This window comes from Wenzhouxiangella sp. YN9, assembly GCF_056324165.1.
Genome location: NZ_JBJNIP010000115.1, coordinates 172907 through 189117, shown reverse-complemented (window position 1 = coordinate 189117; position 16211 = coordinate 172907). Strand labels below are relative to the sequence as shown.

The 16211-nt window shown below is 64.2% G+C and carries 18 protein-coding genes; 14 read left to right on the top strand and 4 right to left on the bottom strand.

Going from position 1 to position 16211, the window contains the following annotated elements; all coding sequences use genetic code 11:
* Positions 1-8 precede the first annotated feature (8 nt).
* Positions 9-1430 carry an SMP-30/gluconolactonase/LRE family protein gene (locus tag ACEWQ0_RS12885; RefSeq protein ID WP_476485530.1) on the bottom strand — a complete coding sequence of 474 codons (1422 nt, stop codon included), beginning with the start codon at positions 1428-1430 and terminating at the stop codon, positions 9-11.
* Between the two features lie 77 nt (positions 1431-1507).
* On the opposite strand from ACEWQ0_RS12885, the gene ACEWQ0_RS12880 reads away from it, so the two are divergent.
* From ACEWQ0_RS12880 to ACEWQ0_RS12870, 3 genes are all read left to right on the top strand, one after another.
* Positions 1508-2047, top strand: a complete 540-nt coding sequence (locus ACEWQ0_RS12880) for an NUDIX hydrolase (protein ID WP_476485529.1) — start codon at positions 1508-1510, stop codon at positions 2045-2047.
* Between the two features lie 66 nt (positions 2048-2113).
* Positions 2114-3100, top strand: coding sequence for an isoaspartyl peptidase/L-asparaginase family protein (locus ACEWQ0_RS12875; protein ID WP_476485528.1), 987 nt, complete (start codon positions 2114-2116; stop codon positions 3098-3100).
* A complete protein-coding gene (locus tag ACEWQ0_RS12870) occupies positions 3097-3294 on the top strand; it encodes a CPXCG motif-containing cysteine-rich protein (RefSeq protein ID WP_476485527.1) in 198 nt (65 codons plus the stop codon). The genes ACEWQ0_RS12875 and ACEWQ0_RS12870 overlap by 4 nt, the downstream gene beginning before the upstream one ends.
* Before the next feature lie 58 nt (positions 3295-3352).
* Here ACEWQ0_RS12870 and metF read toward each other — a convergent pair whose 3' ends face one another.
* The 3 genes from metF to metK form a co-directional block, all read right to left on the bottom strand.
* Positions 3353-4234, bottom strand: a complete 882-nt coding sequence (metF, locus tag ACEWQ0_RS12865) for a methylenetetrahydrofolate reductase [NAD(P)H] (protein WP_476481397.1) — start codon at positions 4232-4234, stop codon at positions 3353-3355.
* 64 nt (positions 4235-4298) lie between these two features.
* On the bottom strand, positions 4299-5759 hold the full coding sequence (ahcY, locus tag ACEWQ0_RS12860; protein ID WP_476485526.1) for an adenosylhomocysteinase: 1461 nt from the start codon (positions 5757-5759) through the stop codon (positions 4299-4301).
* A gap of 167 nt (positions 5760-5926) precedes the next feature.
* Positions 5927-7144, bottom strand: coding sequence for a methionine adenosyltransferase (gene metK / locus ACEWQ0_RS12855; RefSeq protein WP_476481399.1), 1218 nt, complete (start codon positions 7142-7144; stop codon positions 5927-5929).
* 125 nt (positions 7145-7269) lie between these two features.
* On the opposite strand from metK, the gene ACEWQ0_RS12850 reads away from it, so the two are divergent.
* The 11 genes from ACEWQ0_RS12850 (at position 7270) to ACEWQ0_RS12800 (ending at position 16201) form a co-directional block, all read left to right on the top strand.
* On the top strand, positions 7270-8691 hold the full coding sequence (locus ACEWQ0_RS12850; protein ID WP_476485525.1) for a phospholipase D-like domain-containing protein: 1422 nt from the start codon (positions 7270-7272) through the stop codon (positions 8689-8691).
* Between the two features lie 125 nt (positions 8692-8816).
* Complete coding sequence (locus ACEWQ0_RS12845) at positions 8817-9296, top strand: Na+/H+ antiporter subunit E (protein WP_476485524.1); 480 nt, start codon at positions 8817-8819, stop codon at positions 9294-9296.
* Positions 9293-9577 (top strand): MrpF/PhaF family protein, encoded by a 285-nt coding sequence (locus ACEWQ0_RS12840; RefSeq protein WP_476485523.1) that lies wholly within the window; start codon positions 9293-9295, stop codon positions 9575-9577. The genes ACEWQ0_RS12845 and ACEWQ0_RS12840 overlap by 4 nt, the downstream gene beginning before the upstream one ends.
* Positions 9574-9888 (top strand): monovalent cation/H(+) antiporter subunit G, encoded by a 315-nt coding sequence (gene mnhG, locus ACEWQ0_RS12835; protein ID WP_476481403.1) that lies wholly within the window; start codon positions 9574-9576, stop codon positions 9886-9888. Before ACEWQ0_RS12840 ends, mnhG begins: the two co-directional genes overlap by 4 nt.
* Positions 9885-10448: a DUF4040 domain-containing protein gene (locus tag ACEWQ0_RS12830; RefSeq protein ID WP_476485522.1), complete on the top strand. Its 564-nt coding sequence runs from the start codon at positions 9885-9887 to the stop codon at positions 10446-10448. The genes mnhG and ACEWQ0_RS12830 overlap by 4 nt, the downstream gene beginning before the upstream one ends.
* The gene (locus ACEWQ0_RS12825; RefSeq protein WP_476481405.1) at positions 10445-10897 is read left to right on the top strand and encodes a Na(+)/H(+) antiporter subunit B; all 453 of its coding nucleotides are present in this window, start codon (positions 10445-10447) and stop codon (positions 10895-10897) included. Before ACEWQ0_RS12830 ends, ACEWQ0_RS12825 begins: the two co-directional genes overlap by 4 nt.
* Positions 10897-11259: a cation:proton antiporter subunit C gene (locus ACEWQ0_RS12820; protein ID WP_476481406.1), complete on the top strand. Its 363-nt coding sequence runs from the start codon at positions 10897-10899 to the stop codon at positions 11257-11259. Before ACEWQ0_RS12825 ends, ACEWQ0_RS12820 begins: the two co-directional genes overlap by 1 nt.
* Entirely contained in the window at positions 11256-12728 is a 1473-nt protein-coding gene (locus tag ACEWQ0_RS12815) for a monovalent cation/H+ antiporter subunit D family protein (protein ID WP_476481407.1), read from the top strand. The genes ACEWQ0_RS12820 and ACEWQ0_RS12815 overlap by 4 nt, the downstream gene beginning before the upstream one ends.
* The gene (locus ACEWQ0_RS12810; RefSeq protein WP_476485521.1) at positions 12725-14191 is read left to right on the top strand and encodes a monovalent cation/H+ antiporter subunit D family protein; all 1467 of its coding nucleotides are present in this window, start codon (positions 12725-12727) and stop codon (positions 14189-14191) included. The genes ACEWQ0_RS12815 and ACEWQ0_RS12810 overlap by 4 nt, the downstream gene beginning before the upstream one ends.
* Positions 14188-14520 carry a hypothetical protein gene (locus ACEWQ0_RS12805; RefSeq protein WP_476481409.1) on the top strand — a complete coding sequence of 111 codons (333 nt, stop codon included), beginning with the start codon at positions 14188-14190 and terminating at the stop codon, positions 14518-14520. Before ACEWQ0_RS12810 ends, ACEWQ0_RS12805 begins: the two co-directional genes overlap by 4 nt.
* Entirely contained in the window at positions 14513-16201 is a 1689-nt protein-coding gene (locus tag ACEWQ0_RS12800) for a Na(+)/H(+) antiporter subunit D (RefSeq protein WP_476485520.1), read from the top strand. Before ACEWQ0_RS12805 ends, ACEWQ0_RS12800 begins: the two co-directional genes overlap by 8 nt.
* Positions 16202-16211: the final 10 nt, after the last annotated feature.

Here is a 16211-nt window from a genome sequence, read left to right as displayed (position 1 = left end):
CCGCCCGATCAGCCGCCGCCGGCCTCGCCCCGGCGCTGCATTTGCTCCATGACCTCCTGACCGACGACCTGCACCGAGGCATTGTCGACATCGATGGTCATGATCGGCACTTCGGGCAACTCGCCGCGTGCCTGGCCTTCGGCATCGACGTGCTGCCAGTGGCTGGCGCCGAAGAAGTAGAGGTCCTGCCCGTCCATCACCCCGAAGGTGGGGGTGTCGAACTCATCCAGCGCCGCCGCCAGGGGCGCAACCGCGGTCACGCCCAGGCCGTCATCGCCCAGGGCAAGGCGCACGACCCGCTGTGGGGTAATGGCGTTCTGAATGGCAATCAAATGATTGTTCCACCAGTAAAGGCCGTCGATGCCGCCGGCGTTGAAGGTCTCGGGAATGGCCAGCTGCCAGGCCTGCTGGCCACCGCTGACGTCAACCACGAAAATCCCCAGCTCGTAGTCGGCCACGTAGAGCAGGCTGTCGTCGTCATTGAGGGCCAGACCGCGCAGGCTGGTGAAATTCTGGTGGCCGAAAAATGGCTTCAGCGCGTCGCTGCCCGGGTCCAGGCGATAGACCACCGGCGCCTGGGTATCGGCGGCGAAAACGGTGCCGTCAGCGGCCAGCGCGAGCGAGCCGAGCAGGTTGCGCCCGGCGCCGCTGCTGAGCTCGTATTCGGCCTGCAGCTCGCCGCTTTCAAGATCGAGGCGCAGCAGTGAACTGTGCACTTCGTCATCGCGCGGCGGCCCCTGAAACTGGCCTACCGCACTGCTGGCCACCCACAGATGCCCGCGCTGCGCATCCACGGCAAGGTCGAAAACACCCTGAATCTGCGGCACGGTCTCGGGAGAGGCAAACGTCTGCCATTCCTGGCCGTCCTTGCTGGCGAGAATCAGCCCGTCGCGAATCGTGCCGACAAACAGGCGGCCGCTGTTGTCGTCGTGGGCCATCGCCTCGGGCATGGCGTACTCGTGGTCCAGCTGCGACCACACGGTCACGTCGCCGAAGGCCTCACCGGCACTGGCCATCAGGTCGTTGAGGTGGCTGTAGAGTCCGTGCTCGCGCAGCGGTTCGACAGCGTCGATCCGGTCCCAGTCTTCCGACAGGCCCTGCTGTTGCATCTTGAGCATCATGTTGAACGCCTCGCTGAGATTGCCCAGGCGGGCGTGGCCTTCCACCAGGTGACGCATGAAGTCCTGATTGAAAGGTCGCAGTTGGTGCAGCTCTTCGGTGGCCTCGACCCAGCCTTCCACGTCCTGACGTTCATAGGCCTTTCCGGCCTTGCTGATCCAGTGGGGAAGCCGCTGGCCGGGCAGCATCCGGCTGCTCTGCGGCGGCTGTTCTTCGCCAGCCTCGCCGGAGCGCGGAGTCTCCTGAGCCAGGCCGTGACCGATCCCCGCCAGGCCGGCGATCATGATGAAGATTGAAACGGAAACGCGCATAATTCTTCTCTGTGGGTTTTGCATGAAAGCTGGGTGTGGGACTATCCCCGAACCGATTCGTTCATCCGATCAAGAGCATGGAACGCATGGCACGAGAGACGCAAAAAGATGCCCTATTGTACGCCGGGCGCTACCTGAAGCTGATCGAGCGCAACGGCTGGGAACTGGTCTCGCGTCATCACCGCGTGGCGGTGGTGGTGGCGTGGACACCGACCGACGAGCTGCTGCTGGTCGAGCAGTACCGTATTCCGCTGCAGGCACGAACGATCGAGCTGCCCGCCGGCCTGGTCGGCGACCAGCCGGGCCAGGAAGACGAGCCCCTGCTTGCAGCAGCCGGGCGCGAGCTGGAGGAAGAGACCGGCTGGCGTGCCGGAGCGATCAGGGAAATCATGCCCTGCCCGACCTCCGCCGGCCTCAGCGACGAAGTGGCGGTTTTCGTGCACGCCAGCGAGCTGGTGCGCGTGGGCGAAGGCGGCGGCGACGCTAGTGAGTCCATCCGCGTTCACGCCATTGCGCGCGGGCAGATCGACCGCTGGCTCGACGAGCAGCACCAGCGCGGCCTTGCCATCGACCCCAAGATCTACACGGCACTTTACTGGTTCAGGCGGTCCGATTGACCGCCCTGACGACGGCAACGCCAGTGCTACACTGCAATGCAGTCACCCATCACGGATCAACAACCCATGCTTCGAACCCTGCTGCTTGCCACGCTGCTGTTTCTGACCGGAGCGACGATGGCTGAATCACCCGTTGCCATTGCCATTCACGGCGGCGCCGGCACCATCCTGCCGGAGAACATGACCGCAGAGCGCGAACAGGCAATTCGCGACGCGCTCGAGCGCTCGGCCCGCGCCGGGCACGCGGCGCTCGAACAGGGGCGCCCCGCCCTGGAAGCCGTAGTGGCCGCCATCCGGATTCTCGAGGACGCGCCGCAGTTCAACGCCGCACGCGGGGCCGTTCTGACCAACACCGGCACGGTGGAAATGGACGCCTCGATCATGGACGGGGCAACGCTCGATGCCGGCGCCGTTGCCGCGGTCAAGGGCATTCGCCACCCGGTCGAGGCGGCGTTGCACGTCATGAACGACTCGCCACACGTGATGATGATCGGCGAAGGTGCCATGAATTTTGCCAGGGATCACGGGCTGGAATTCAAGAGCGAGGACTGGTTCATTACCGATTTTCGCCGCCAGCAGCTCGAAGCAATGCAGGCCGACGAACAGGCGGCCCAGGCGCGCCGACAGAACTGGTATTCAACGGTCGGTGCGGTTGCCCTGGACGCCAGCGGCAACCTGGCCGCCGCCACTTCCACCGGCGGCATGGCCAACAAACAGTGGGGCCGCGTCGGCGACTCGCCGATCATCGGAGCAGGCACTTACGCCGACAACCGCGCCTGTGCAGTATCGGCCACCGGCCACGGCGAGTTCTTCATCCGCCACGTGGCCGCCTACAACATCTGTTCGCTGATGCGGCTGACCGACATGTCGCTGGATGAGGCCGCTGATCAGGTCATCAACGCAACGCTCAAGGACGTTGGCGCCGACGGCGGCGTGATTGCCATCGACCCCTCCGGCCGCATCAGCATGCCTTTCAACACCCCCGGCATGTATCGCGCCGCGATTCACCCGGACGGCCGCTTCGAGCTTGGCATCTACCGCGAATCGGAATGATGGAAGACGCGGGCGAGGGCGAGGATTTCGAGTTTGCCTGCCCCTGGTGCGGCGAACCCAACGAACTGTTCATCGATCCGGGGGAGCGCGGTCAGCGCGTGGTTGTCGACTGCCGCGTGTGCTGCAAGCCGATCGAGATCGCCGTACCGCTCGACCCCGGGGGCACGCCCGGGGTGAGCGGCGAGGATCAGTAGCCCAGAAAGCAGCAACCCGGCACGGGGCCGGGTTGCTCGAGCTCGATGCAGGAGGGTCTCAGGCGATGTTGCGCCGAGCCGCGTCATCGAGCCGGCAGAGTCCGAGGTTGCGGCACAGGGCTACCGACGGCGCTGATCGGTTGAGCGTATAGAAGTGAATGCCCGGGGCGCCGCCCTCGAGCAGCTGCTGACAAAGGCGGGTGACGACCTCTTCGCCGAACTGACGCAGCGACTCCATCTTTTCGTCCCTTTCCCAGGTCTCGATGCGCTTGGCGATCCACAGCGGAATCTCGGCGCCGCACATGCGCGAGAACCGGGCCAGGCCCGAATAGTTGGTGATCGGCATGATGCCGGGCACGATCGGCACGTTCACGCCGAGCGCGCGGGCGTCATCGACAAACCGGAAGTAGCTCTCGGCGCCGAAGAAGTACTGCGTGATGGCGCCGTCGGCACCCGCCGCCACCTTGGCGCGAAAGTGCTCGAGGTCGCTGTCGGGTGACTTCGACTCCGGATGATGCTCCGGGTAGCAGGCCACCTCGATATGAAAGCGATCGCCGTATTCCTGGCGAATGAACTGCACCAGATCGACGGCGTAGTCGAACACGCCGGTGCCGCCGCCCGAAGGCCGGTCGCCGCGCAGAACCACCAGGCGGTCGACGCCGTGGTCACGGTAGTCATCGAGCAATCGGCGAATGCTGTCGATGTTTTCCGACATGCAGGAGATATGCGGCGCGGTAGGCACGCCGGTGGCGTCGATAATGCTGCGCACGGTATCGAAGGTGCGCGTACGCGTCGATCCGCCGGCGCCGAAGGTCACCGACATGTATTCCGGTTCCAGCGCGGCCAGATGGCGGCAGGATGCCTCGAAGCTCTCCTGCTGCTTGTCGTTCTTGGGCGGAAAGAACTCGAAACTCAGTTGGGGCTTGCTCATGTTTGACATGGTTCAGGCTCCGGCCTGCGGGTGGCAGCCACCCGCAGGCCCGAACCCGGAACCTGTTTTCCTCCTAGTAGCGATAATGTTCCGGCTTGTACGGTCCTTCGACCTGTACACCGATGTAGTCGGCCTGCTCGGCGTCGAGCTCGGTCAGGCGCACGCCCACGCGCTCCAGGTGCAGACGGGCAACCTTTTCGTCGAGGTGCTTGGGCAGCACGTAGACCTGGTTCTCGTAGCGTTCGCCGTGCTTGAACAGCTCGATCTGCGCCAGCGTCTGGTTGGTGAACGAGTTCGACATCACGAAGCTCGGATGACCCGTGGCGCAACCCAGGTTCACCAGGCGGCCGCGCGCCAGCAGGATGATCTTCTTGCCGTCAGGGAAGGTGATGTGATCGACCTGTGGCTTGATCTCGTCCCACTCGTAGTCGTCAAGGCTGGCAACGTTGATCTCGTTGTCGAAGTGGCCGATGTTGCACACGATGGCCTGATTCTTCATGCGCTGCATGTGGCGGTGGTCGATGACGTTGTAGTTGCCGGTTGCAGTCACGAAGATATCGGCCTCTTCGACCACGCCCTCGTCTTCCAGGTTGACCACCTTGTAGCCTTCCATCGCCGCCTGCAGCGCGCAGATCGGGTCAACTTCGGTAATCCAGACGTTGGCCGACAGCGCTCTGAGCGACTGCGCCGAACCCTTGCCGACGTCGCCGTAGCCGCAGACAATGGCAGTCTTGCCGGCCACCATCACGTCGGTGGCGCGCTTGATCGAGTCGACCAGCGACTCGCGGCAGCCGTAGAGGTTGTCGAACTTGGACTTGGTGACCGAGTCGTTGACGTTGATGGCCGGAAAGTCCAGCGCGCCTTCCTTTTCCATGCGGTAGAGGCGATTGACGCCGGTGGTGGTTTCCTCGGTCACGCCCTGAATGTTGGCCAGCGCCTCGGCATACCAGCCGGGGTTGGACTCGAGCCGCTTCCTGATGGAGGCGAACAGGGCCTTCTCTTCCTCACTGCCGGGGTTGTCGAGCACGCTGGCGTCCTGTTCGGCCTTGGCGCCCAGGTTGAGCAGCAGCGTGGCGTCACCGCCATCGTCGAGAATCATGTTGGCGGTCTGCCCGTCGGGCCACTGGAATATCCGGTGGATGAATTCCCAGTACTCGTCCAGCGTCTCGCCCTTGAAGGCAAAGACCGGAATGCCGCGGTCGGCCATCGCCGCTGCGGCGTGGTCCTGGGTGGAGTAGATGTTGCACGAGGCCCAGCGCACTTCCGCGCCCAGATCGACCAGGGTCTCCATGAGCACGGCCGTCTGGATGGTCATGTGCAGTGAACCGGCAATCCGCGCGCCCTTGAGCGGCTGATCCTTGGCGTACTCGGCCCGGGTCTGCATCAGGCCCGGCATTTCGGTTTCGGCGATCTTGATTTCCTTGCGGCCGAAATCGGTCAGGCTCGAATCGGCGATACAGAAATCCTGATCGGTCGGGGCGATCTGCTCGTCGAAGAGCACGCCCTTGGTTACGTCTTCGGGATTGGCACTCATTTGGTGGTTACCTCTTGGTTTGTTCAAACTTGAAAGATCGTGGACTCACTCGATCTCATCGGCTTCGATTGGACGGAGTGTGAAGTGTGAAGTGTGAAGTGTGAAGTGGCTGGCTTCGAGAAAGCATTCGCCCTGTTCACACTTGCCACTCCACACTTGGTTGGCCCCTAGAGCCCTGCATCCTTGCGCAGGGCGTCGGCCTTGTCGGTCTTCTCCCAGCTGAAGGTCGTGAAGTGCTCGGTCGTTTCATGACCGTCGCGGATGACCTTGGCGGAAGCCTCCTGGGGCTGACGTCCGAAGTGGCCGTTGCTGGCCGTCTGGCGATACATCGGGTGCAGCAGATCCAGGGCCTTGAGAATGCCGTAGGGCCTGAGATCGAAATGCTGACGGATCAGTTCCTCGATCTTTTCTTCCGGCACCTTGTTGGTTCCGAACGTGGTCACCGAAACGGACGTCGGCTCGGCCACGCCAATGGCGTAGCTGACCTGAACCTCGCACTTGTCGGCCAGGCCGGCGGCAACCACGTTCTTGGCCACGTAGCGGCCGGCATAGGTGGCCGAGCGGTCGACCTTGGACGGGTCCTTGCCCGAAAACGCGCCGCCGCCGTGGCGCGCCATGCCGCCATAGGTATCGACGATGATCTTGCGCCCGGTCAGGCCGGCGTCGCCCACCGGCCCGCCGGTGACGAACTTGCCGGTCGGGTTGATGTGGAAGCGGGTATCGTCGTGCAGCCAGCCGGCCGGTATCACCGGCTCGATGATGTGCTTTTTCACGCCCTCGCGCAGTTCTTCCAGACCCACACCCTCGTCGTGCTGGGTTGACAGCACCACCGCGTCGATGGCGACCGGCTGGCCGTCCTCGTAGCGCAGCGTGACCTGGCTCTTGGCGTCGGGGCGTAGCCAGGGCAACGGGTTGTCGGTGTGCTTGCGCAACCGGGTGTGCTGCTCGACCAGACGGTGCGCATAGTAGATCGGCGCGGGCATGAGAACGTCAGTCTCGTTGGAGGCGTAGCCGAACATCAGGCCCTGGTCGCCCGCACCCTGGTCTTCGGGGATTTCCCGATCGACGCCCTGGGCAATGTCGAGCGACTGCTTGCCGATCATGTTGATGACCGAGCAGGTATGGCCGTCAAAGCCCACTTCCGAAGAGTCGTAGCCGATATCGACAACGACCTGCCGAATCAGCTCTTCGAGATCGACCCAGGCACTGGTCGTGATCTCGCCGCCGACAACCACCGCTCCGGTCTTGAGGAAAGTCTCGCAGGCAACGCGGGCGTGCGGATCCTGAACCAGGATGGCATCGAGAATCGCATCGGAAATCTGGTCGGCCATTTTGTCCGGATGCCCCTCGGACACCGACTCGGAAGTAAACAGGTAAGATCTCATGTCGCAGATTTATCTCTTGATCGGGATAGAAAGATATTAGTGTAACGCAGCCGGAATTTCCTTGCATCATCCGATTTCACGGGGAACACTGGCGTATTGCCCCTGCGGGCGCCACAAAAAAGACGATGTCCTGGGAAACGCTCACGCTTCTGCTTTTTCACGCCGTGCTGGCACCGGCAACGGCACTCCATGCCCTGCTGTACAAGCGCGAGCCCCGCGGTGCCTTCGGCTGGATTGCCGTCTGCGTGGTCACGCCGATCGCCGGGCCGGCGCTGTATCTGTTCTTTGGCGTCAACCGCACCCGCAACCGCGCCCAGCGCTTTGCCATGCCGCCGCTGCGTGCGGGCGAGCGCGGCCAGGCCGTCGCCCGCCTGCATCCGCTGCCCGGTGATCTGCCGGCCACCTTCAGCGAGCTGGCGCGCAGCGGCGGGGCGCTCAGCCGCCACGCCCTGGTTGGCGGCAACCGGGTCACGCCGCTGATCAACGGTGAACAGGCTTACCCCGCCATGCTCGAAGCCATCGATCAGGCCCGCGAGCGCGTCTGCCTGACCACCTACATTCTTGATCGTGACGACACCGGGCAGGCGTTCTGCCGGGCGCTGGCCGATGCCGTGGCCCGTGGCGTCGACGTGCGCGTGCTCATTGACGGCATCGGCGAGTGGTATTCGCTGCCGCGGGTCGGCCACCGCCTGCGCCGCGCCGGCGTTCGTACCGCCGCTTTCCTGCCGCCGCGCCTGCTGCCGCCGTCGCTGTCGATCAACCTGCGCAACCACCACAAGATCCTGGTGGTCGACGACCAGGTCGCCTTCACCGGCGGCATGAACATCAGCGACCGCCACCGCGTGGACGACCCCGCCAATGCCAACGCGACCGCCGACATGCACTTCCGGCTGACCGGCCCCATCGTCGGACAACTGACGCTGGAGTTCTACCGCAGCTGGGAATTCGCCACCGGCGAAGTCGTGCGCTATCGCCCGAAGGTGGAAACCGACGGTGGCGAGGTGATTTGCCGCACGCTGACCGACGGGCCCGACGAGGACCTCGACCGCATGACCATGCTGCTGTCGGCAGCCATCGCCAGCGCCCGGCACTCCGTGCGCGTCATGACGCCCTATTTTCTGCCGCCGCGAGAGCTCATCGGCGCCCTGCAGGTCGCGGCCGTGCGCGGCATCGACGTGCACGTGGTGCTGCCGGAGAAAAGCAACCTGCCCTACGTCGACTGGGCAACGCGCAACATGATCTGGGAGCTGCTTTTCCGGGGCGTGCGGGTCAGCCTGCAGCCGCCGCCGTTCAACCACGGCAAGCTGTTTGTCGTCGACGACTTCTACAGCCTGGTCGGCTCGGCCAACTGGGATCCGCGCAGCCTGCGGCTGAATTTCGAACTGCAGGTCGAAGCCTATGACGCCGCGCTGGCCGCTACACTGTCAACGCATATCGACCGGCTGGCCGCAGCCGGCCGCGAGCTGAGCCTCGAGGAAGTTGACGCTCGCAGGCTCCCGACCCGGCTGAGAGACGCCGCCTGCTGGCTGTTCAGCCCCTATCTGTGAACGCCGGCAGAAACGAGTTCGTGCAGCCGTTCCTGAATCGTGCCCCAATCCCTGACCTTGCTCACATCGACTTCGTCAATCACCCCCCCGCTCAGTCACACGATTTTGGTAAGATTCGCCGTCTTATGCGCTATCTCCTCTCACTGGCCCTCATCATGGCCGCGCTCTGGCTGGCACTTTCGGGCATGTTCGACCCGATTGTCCTGGCGCTGGGCGCGCTATCCATCGCCCTGGCCTGCTGGCTGGCCTGGCGCATGGACGTCATCGGCATCCAGCACAATCCCGGGCTCTTTTCCTGGCGGCTGCCGATCTACTGGGCCTGGCTGGCCTGGCAGATCGTGCTGGCCAACATCGATGTCGCCCGCGCCGTGATCGACCCGCGCGGCCACATTCATCAGCGCGTGCTGCGCGTGCCCGTCCGCCAGTCACGCAATGTCACGCGGGTAACCTACGCCAACTCGATTACGCTCACGCCCGGAACCGTCAGCCTGCGTCTGGACAAAGACGAAATCGTCGTGCATGCACTGACCCGCGCCGGCGCTGAAGGCGTGCTGTCGGGTGAGATGGGCGACCACGTCTGCTGGCTGGAGGGCAAGCTCCGATGATCTACACCCTGGCCGCCCTGACCATGCTGGCCACCATGGCCCTGGCCCTGACCCGTGCCCTGCTCGGCCCGCAGGTTTGGGACCGTATCGTGGCCGTCAACGTCTTCGGCACCAAGACCGTGCTGCTGGTCGCGCTGATCAGCTTCGTGCTGGGCCACGAGCTGTTCATCGACGTGGCCCTGGTCTATGCCCTGATCAATTTCATCACGATCATCGCGGTACTCAAGCTGGTGCGCCTGCAGGATCCCGACGAGATCGGCCGCGACGGAGGGAGTTCATGATCGTCGTCGATGTATTCAGCTGGATCCTGCTGCTGGGCGGCGGCCTGGTCGGCATTCTCGGCGGCATCGGCTTGCTGCGCTTTCCGGATTTCTATTCGCGACTGCACGCAGCGGGCATGACCGACACCCTGTGCGCCCTGATGATCATCGCCGGGCTGATTCTCCAGGCCGGCTTTACGCTGCTGGCGGTCAAGCTGGCGCTGATCCTGCTGTTTCTGCTGTTCACCTCGCCGACGGCGGCCCATGCGCTGGCCCGCGCCGGGCTGCACGACGGCCTCAAACCCAAGGGAGAGCAGTCATCGAACAATTGATCGATCTCACGCTGCTGGCCTTTCTGGCGATAGTGGCAATTGCCGTGCTGCGCATGCGCGACCTGTTCGCTGCGGTGATGATGTTCACCATCTATTCGCTGGTCTCGGCGTCGCTGTTTACCGTGCTCGACGCCGGCGACGTGGCGCTGACCGAGGCGGCCGTCGGCGCCGGCATTTCCACCATTCTGATGCTGCTGGCGCTGACGCTTGCGCCGCGCCATGAAGACCGCCGTCCGGGCCGCAACCTCACCGCGTTGGCGGTGGTGCTGGTCACCGGGGCCAGCCTGGTCTACGCGACCTGGGATCTGCCGCCCTTCGGCGCCGCCGATAACCCCATCCATCAGCACGTCGCGCCCTACTACCTGGAGCAGTCCTACGACGACATCGGCATTCCCAACGTGGTGGCTTCGGTACTGGCCGGCTACCGCTCCATCGATACACTGGGCGAGGTCTACGTGATCTTTACCGCCGGCATCGGCGTGATGATGCTGCTCGGCGTTACCCGCAAACGCCGGCGCCCGTCAGTGGACAAGGCCGGCGAGAAGGAGCGCAAGGAATGAACAACAACAGCATCCTGCGCGTGGTCTCGCGCTTTCTCATTCCGCTGATCATGCTGTTTGCGCTCTACATCCAGTTTCACGGCGAATACTCGCCGGGCGGCGGCTTCCAGGCGGGCGTGATCTTCGCCGCCGCCTGGATTCTGTTTGCGCTGGTGTTCGGCCTTGACGAAGCGCTGGCGGTCATCCCCGCCAGAGCCCAGAAAGCGCTGGCAAGCATCGGCGTGATGCTTTACGCGACGACCGGCCTGCTCGGCGTCTTGCTGGGCAGCCACTTTCTCGACTATGCGCCGCTGGTGCCCAGCTCGCCCCAGGCCGCACAGCAGACCGGCATCGTGCTGGTCGAGTTGGGCGTCGGCATTACCGTGGGCGCCGTGATGATGATCGTCTACACCCTGTTTGCCGACCGCGCGCGCGTCGTTGCGGACATGGAGCAGGAGGAGAATGACTGATGGGCTGGCTCGGCCACTTCAACTACTGGATCGTGATCTTTCTGATGATGACCGGCTTCTACGCCGTCATTGCGCGCGGCAGCATGATCAAGATCATCATCGGCCTGAACATCTTTCAGACGTCGGTGTTCATTCTGTTCATTTCCGCCGGCAAGATCATTGGCGCGTCGTCGCCGGTGCTTGAAAAGGGGGTCGACCTCTATTCCAACCCGCTGCCGCACGTGCTGATCCTGACGGCGATCGTCGTTGGTGTGGCCACCACCGCTGTCGGCGTGGGCCTGGTGGTGCGCGTGCGTGAAAACTACGGCAGCATCCAGGACGACCAGCTCACCGAAGACGAGGACGGAGAGCCCGGCACATGAGCATCATTGAGTGGATGCCGTTCAGCGTGCTGCTGCCGCTGATGGCGGCGCCGATTTGCGCCCTTCTGCCCGGCCGTGTGTTGCCGTGGCTGCTGGCCACCGTCAGCGTGACCGCCTCGGCGGTGATCATGGCCTTCGTGCTGCCCGAAGCGGTGCAGGCACCGATGCGCTACTTTTTCGGCCAGTGGCCGCCGCCGATCGGCATCGAATACCGTGTCGATGCGGTCAACGGCTTCATCGGCCTGCTGATCGCCCTGATGGGCGCGGTGATCCTGCCCTGGGGCCGGCTTTCGGTCAATCGCGAAGTCCCGCAGCGCCAGGGCCTGTTCTACGCGCTCTTCCTGCTGGCCTTCTCGGGCCTGATGGGCATCACGCTGACCGGCGACGCCTTCAACGTCTTCGTCTTTCTCGAGATCTCCTCGCTGTCGACCTACGTGCTGGTCAGCCAGGGTCGCAGCCGCGCCGCGCCGCTGTCGGCCTTTCGCTATCTGGTCATGGGCACGCTCGGCGCGACCTTCTACCTGATCGGCCTTGGCCTGATCTACATCATGACCGGCACGCTCAACATGGTCGACCTGGCCGAGCGTCTGCCGGCCGTGGCCGACAGCCGCGCCGTGCAAGCGGCTTTTGCCTTCATCATCGTCGGCATCGGCATGAAGCTCGCGCTGTTTCCGCTGCACCGCTGGCTGCCCGGCGCCTACACCAACGCGCCCTCGCTGGTCTCGGTGTTCGTCGCCTCGACCGCGACCAAGGTGGCGGTCTATCTGCTGCTGCGCCTGATCTTTACCGTCTTCGGCCCGGAGTTCGTCGGCCGGATGCCGTTTTCCGAGACCTTCTTCGTGCTCGGCATCCTCGGCATTCTGTTCACCTCGATCTGGGCCATCGAGCAGAACAACGCCAAGCGCCTGCTGGCCTACTCCAGCGTTGCCCAGGTGGGCTACATGGCGCTGGCAATCAGCTTTGTATCGGTCGCCGGCATCAGCGCCGGCCTGGTTCACATGTTCAACCATGCCCTGATGAAGGGCGCGCTGTTCATGTGCGTATGCACCGTCATCCATCAGACCGGCTCGGCGCAGGTCTCGGCCTTCCGCGGCCTGGGCCGACAGATGCCGCTGACCATGCTGGCCTTCGTGCTGGCGGGCCTGAGTATCATCGGCGTGCCGCTGACGGTCGGCTTCATCAGCAAGTGGATCCTGATCGAAGCGGCCATGGCCGAGAACGCCTGGTTTACCATCGCCGTGGTGCTGATCGGCTCGCTGCTGGCGGTGCTGTATATCGGCAAGATCGCCGAAGCAGCCTGGCTGCAGCCTGCGCCGGAGGGCCAGCGGCCCGTGCGCGAAGCGCCTTTGAGCCTGCTCGTGCCGATGTGGCTGCTGGTGGCGGCCAACTTCTATTTCGGTATCGACACGCGGCTGACCGCTGACGTCGCGCGCCGCGGTGCCGAAGTGCTGCTGGGGGTTTCACCATGAGCCCGACCATGCTGATCATTGCCCTGATCGTCACCCCGCTCATCGGCGCGCTCGCCGTTGGTCTGCTGGGCCGCTGGCCCAACCTGCGCGAGACCGCCACCCTGGTTACCGCGGCTACGCTGTTCGGCCTGGCCACGCAGTTGATCGGCCCGGTGCTCGACGGCCAGGACGTGGCCCTGCAGCTGATCGATATTCTGCCGGGCCTGTCGATCAGCTTTCGCCTGGAGCCACTGGGCCTGATCTTCGCCCTGCTGGCCAGCCTGCTGTGGTTCGTGACCTCGGTGTACGCCATCGGCTACATGCGCGGGGCCAATGAGCCACGGCACACCTCGTTCTTCGTCTTCTTTGCCATCGCCATCAGCGGCGCGATGGGCGTAGCCACCGCCGGCAATCTGCTGACGCTGTTCATTTTCTACGAGGTGCTGACCATCAGCACCTGGCCGCTGGTAGCGCACAAGCACAACGCTGCCGCGCGCGCCGGCAGCCGCACTTACCTGGGCGTGCTGCTGGGCACCTCCATCGGCCTGCTGCTGCCGGCCATCATCTGGGTCTGGATGGCGACCGGCAGCACCGAATTTGTGCCCGGCGGCATCCTGTCAGGCACGCTCGGCCCGGTCGAGGCGGCCATCCTGCTGGCGCTGTTCGTGCTCGGCATCGGCAAGGCTGCGGTCATGCCCATGCACCGCTGGCTGCCGGCAGCGATGGTCGCGCCCACGCCAGTCTCGGCTTTGCTACACGCCGTGGCGGTGGTCAAGGCCGGCGTGTTCACCGTCATCAAGGTCGTGGTCTACATCTTCGGGCTGGATTACCTTTCCGGCGTGCCGCTGGAGCAGTACCTGGTCTATCTGGCCGGCTTTACCGTCATCGCCGCCTCGATCATCGCGCTCAAGCAGGTCGAGCTCAAGCGCCTGCTGGCCTACTCGACCATCAGCCAGCTCAGCTACATCGTGCTGGCGGCCCTGGTGCTGGCGCCGCTTTCCGAGCTTGGCGCGGCGGTGCATATCGTCGCTCACGCCTTCGGCAAGATCACCCTGTTCTTCTGCGCCGGCGCAATCTACGTCGCCTCGAAGAAAACCCGGGTGGACGAATTCAACGGCATCGGCCGACGCATGCCGTGGACGATGGTGGCCTTCGCCATCGGCGCGATCTCGATGATCGGGGTGCCGCCCACGGCCGGGTTCGTATCCAAGTGGTACATGCTCGCCGGGGCACTCCAGGTCGACAACTATTTCGCCCTGACGGTTCTGATTCTCTCAACCGGGCTGAACGCGGCCTACTTTTTGCCGATCGTTCACCGCGCCTTCTTCCGCGACGAGAACGTGACCCCGAAGATCGACCACCGTGAAGCGCCCTGGCCAATGGTGGCGGCGCTGACCTTCACGGCGGCCCTGGTCATTCTGTTCTTCCTGCTCAACGGACCGATCGTGGATATCCAATCACGCATCCTGGAGGTTGGCACATGAGCCGGTCGCCCAGACCCGAGCAACGCCCCGAGCCACGGCCCGACAGCGATCACTGGCTGGTTCGGCCTCGATCAATCCGCCTGATGTGGTGGATTTTTGGCGCCATCCTGGCGCTGACGGTCGCCGGCCAGCTGTTTGTTCACTTCCACGCATACTTCAAGGTCGACGGCTGGTTCGGCTTCTACGCGATCTACGGCTTTGTCACCTGCGTGGCCATGGTGGTGGGCGCCAAACTGCTCGGTTTTGTGCTCAAGCGCCCCGACGATTACTACGCTGACGACACCGGGCCGGTATCCGAGCACGTCGGGGAGGACGACCAGCATGTTTGATTTCGTCCTGCCTCCTGCCCTTGTGATGATCGCCGGCGGGTTTCTGATCGCCCTGGTCCGGCAGTCGACTCTGCGCGCCCTGATTGCGCTGGCCACGCCGCTGATCACGCTGCTTGCCATCTGGCAGGTCGGCGACGGCGTTCAGTTGACGGCCAGCTTCCTGGGTTACGAAGCGCAGCTGGTCGAGGGCAGCAGCCTGCGGCGGCTGTTCGCCACCGTCTTTGCCATCATGGGCTTCGGCGGCGTGCTGTTCGCCTTCCGCCAGTCCAGATGGTGGGAGCTGTCGTCGGCCCTGATCTATGCTGCCGGGGCCATCGGCGTCAGTTTCGCCGGCGACTTGATCGTGATGTTCGTGTTCTGGGAGCTGATGGCAATCTTCTCGACCATCGTGGTCTGGTGCGGCGGCACGCCCAGCGCCCGCGCGGCCGGCATTCGCTACGCCATCATCCACCTGAGCGGCGGCATTCTGCTCAAGATCGGCATCATCGGGCTGATCCTGCAGACCGGATCGACGGAGATCCGGGTGCTCGAGCTGGGTGACTTCGCCACCTGGATGATGTTCCTCGGCGTGCTGGTCAACGCGGCCGCACCGCCACTGAGCGTATGGCTGGCCGACGCCTACCCGGAATCCAGCCCGATGGGCGGGGTGTTCCTGTCGGCGTTCACCACCAAGACCGCAGTGCTCGCGCTGATCCTGCTGTTTCCCGGCACCGAACTGCTGGTGTGGCTGGGCACCATCATGATCTTCTACGGCATCATCTGGGCGCTGCTGGAAAACGACATGCGGCGCATCTTGAGCTACTCGATCGTCAACCAGGTCGGCTTCATGGTGGTCGGCATCGGTATCGGCACCGAGCTGGCGCTCAACGGCGCGGCCGCACATGCCTTTGCCCACATCATCTACAAGGGCCTGCTGTTCATGAGCGCCGGTGCGGTGCTTTACCAGACCGGAGTGAGCAAATGCTCCAGCTTGGGTGGTCTGTTCCGCACCATGCCGCTGACGACCATCTGCGGCACCATCGGTGCGCTGGCGATTTCGGCCTTCCCCTGGACTTCGGGCTTCATCTCCAAGTCGATGATCTCCTCGGGCGCGGCCGAACAGAACATGGCGCTGATCTGGTATTTGCTGGTCGCGGCTTCTGCGGGCGTGTTCCTGCACGCCGGCATCAAGTTCCCCTGGTTCGTGTTCTTCCAGAAGGACTCCGGACTGCGTCCGCCCGAGGCGCCCTGGAACATGCGCCTGGCGATGATCTTCTTCTCGGCCATCTGCATCGGCCTGGGGGTCTTTCCGGGCCTGCTCTACGGCCTGCTGCCCTACCCGGTCGACTACCAGCCCTACACCGCCGACCACGTGCTCAGCCAGCTGCAGCTGCTGCTGTTTGCCGGCCTGGCGTTTTTCGTGATGCTGCCGATGATGCAGCGCACGCTGACCATCACGCTCGATTTCGACTGGCTCTACCGGCGCCTGGCGCCGAAAGCGATTGGCGCTGTCGACCGCGGGCTCAGTACAGTGGGTGGGCGAGCGGCCCAAGCGGCACTGTCGGTGGGGGGCCGGGCCATCAACCTGATTCGGGTGCAGTCCTACCGCTACTTCTCCAGCCGCAGCCCGATGGGGCAGATGGCGATCTGGATGGCGGTTCTGCTGGCAGCGATCATCCTGCTGACCTTCAGCGGGTCCTGATCAGACAACG

Coding starts and splice junctions, on each gene's coding strand:
- ACEWQ0_RS12885 (WP_476485530.1), bottom strand. CDS start 1,430: ATGCGCGTTTCCGTTTCAATCTTCATCATGATCGCCGGCCTGGCGGGG.
- ACEWQ0_RS12880 (WP_476485529.1), top strand. CDS start 1,508: ATGGAACGCATGGCACGAGAGACGCAAAAAGATGCCCTATTGTACGCC.
- ACEWQ0_RS12875 (WP_476485528.1), top strand. CDS start 2,114: ATGCTTCGAACCCTGCTGCTTGCCACGCTGCTGTTTCTGACCGGAGCG.
- ACEWQ0_RS12870 (WP_476485527.1), top strand. CDS start 3,097: ATGATGGAAGACGCGGGCGAGGGCGAGGATTTCGAGTTTGCCTGCCCC.
- metF (WP_476481397.1), bottom strand. CDS start 4,234: ATGTCAAACATGAGCAAGCCCCAACTGAGTTTCGAGTTCTTTCCGCCC.
- ahcY (WP_476485526.1), bottom strand. CDS start 5,759: ATGAGTGCCAATCCCGAAGACGTAACCAAGGGCGTGCTCTTCGACGAG.
- metK (WP_476481399.1), bottom strand. CDS start 7,144: ATGAGATCTTACCTGTTTACTTCCGAGTCGGTGTCCGAGGGGCATCCG.
- ACEWQ0_RS12850 (WP_476485525.1), top strand. CDS start 7,270: ATGTCCTGGGAAACGCTCACGCTTCTGCTTTTTCACGCCGTGCTGGCA.
- ACEWQ0_RS12845 (WP_476485524.1), top strand. CDS start 8,817: ATGCGCTATCTCCTCTCACTGGCCCTCATCATGGCCGCGCTCTGGCTG.
- ACEWQ0_RS12840 (WP_476485523.1), top strand. CDS start 9,293: ATGATCTACACCCTGGCCGCCCTGACCATGCTGGCCACCATGGCCCTG.
- mnhG (WP_476481403.1), top strand. CDS start 9,574: ATGATCGTCGTCGATGTATTCAGCTGGATCCTGCTGCTGGGCGGCGGC.
- ACEWQ0_RS12825 (WP_476481405.1), top strand. CDS start 10,445: ATGAACAACAACAGCATCCTGCGCGTGGTCTCGCGCTTTCTCATTCCG.
- ACEWQ0_RS12820 (WP_476481406.1), top strand. CDS start 10,897: ATGGGCTGGCTCGGCCACTTCAACTACTGGATCGTGATCTTTCTGATG.
- ACEWQ0_RS12815 (WP_476481407.1), top strand. CDS start 11,256: ATGAGCATCATTGAGTGGATGCCGTTCAGCGTGCTGCTGCCGCTGATG.
- ACEWQ0_RS12810 (WP_476485521.1), top strand. CDS start 12,725: ATGAGCCCGACCATGCTGATCATTGCCCTGATCGTCACCCCGCTCATC.
- ACEWQ0_RS12805 (WP_476481409.1), top strand. CDS start 14,188: ATGAGCCGGTCGCCCAGACCCGAGCAACGCCCCGAGCCACGGCCCGAC.
- ACEWQ0_RS12800 (WP_476485520.1), top strand. CDS start 14,513: ATGTTTGATTTCGTCCTGCCTCCTGCCCTTGTGATGATCGCCGGCGGG.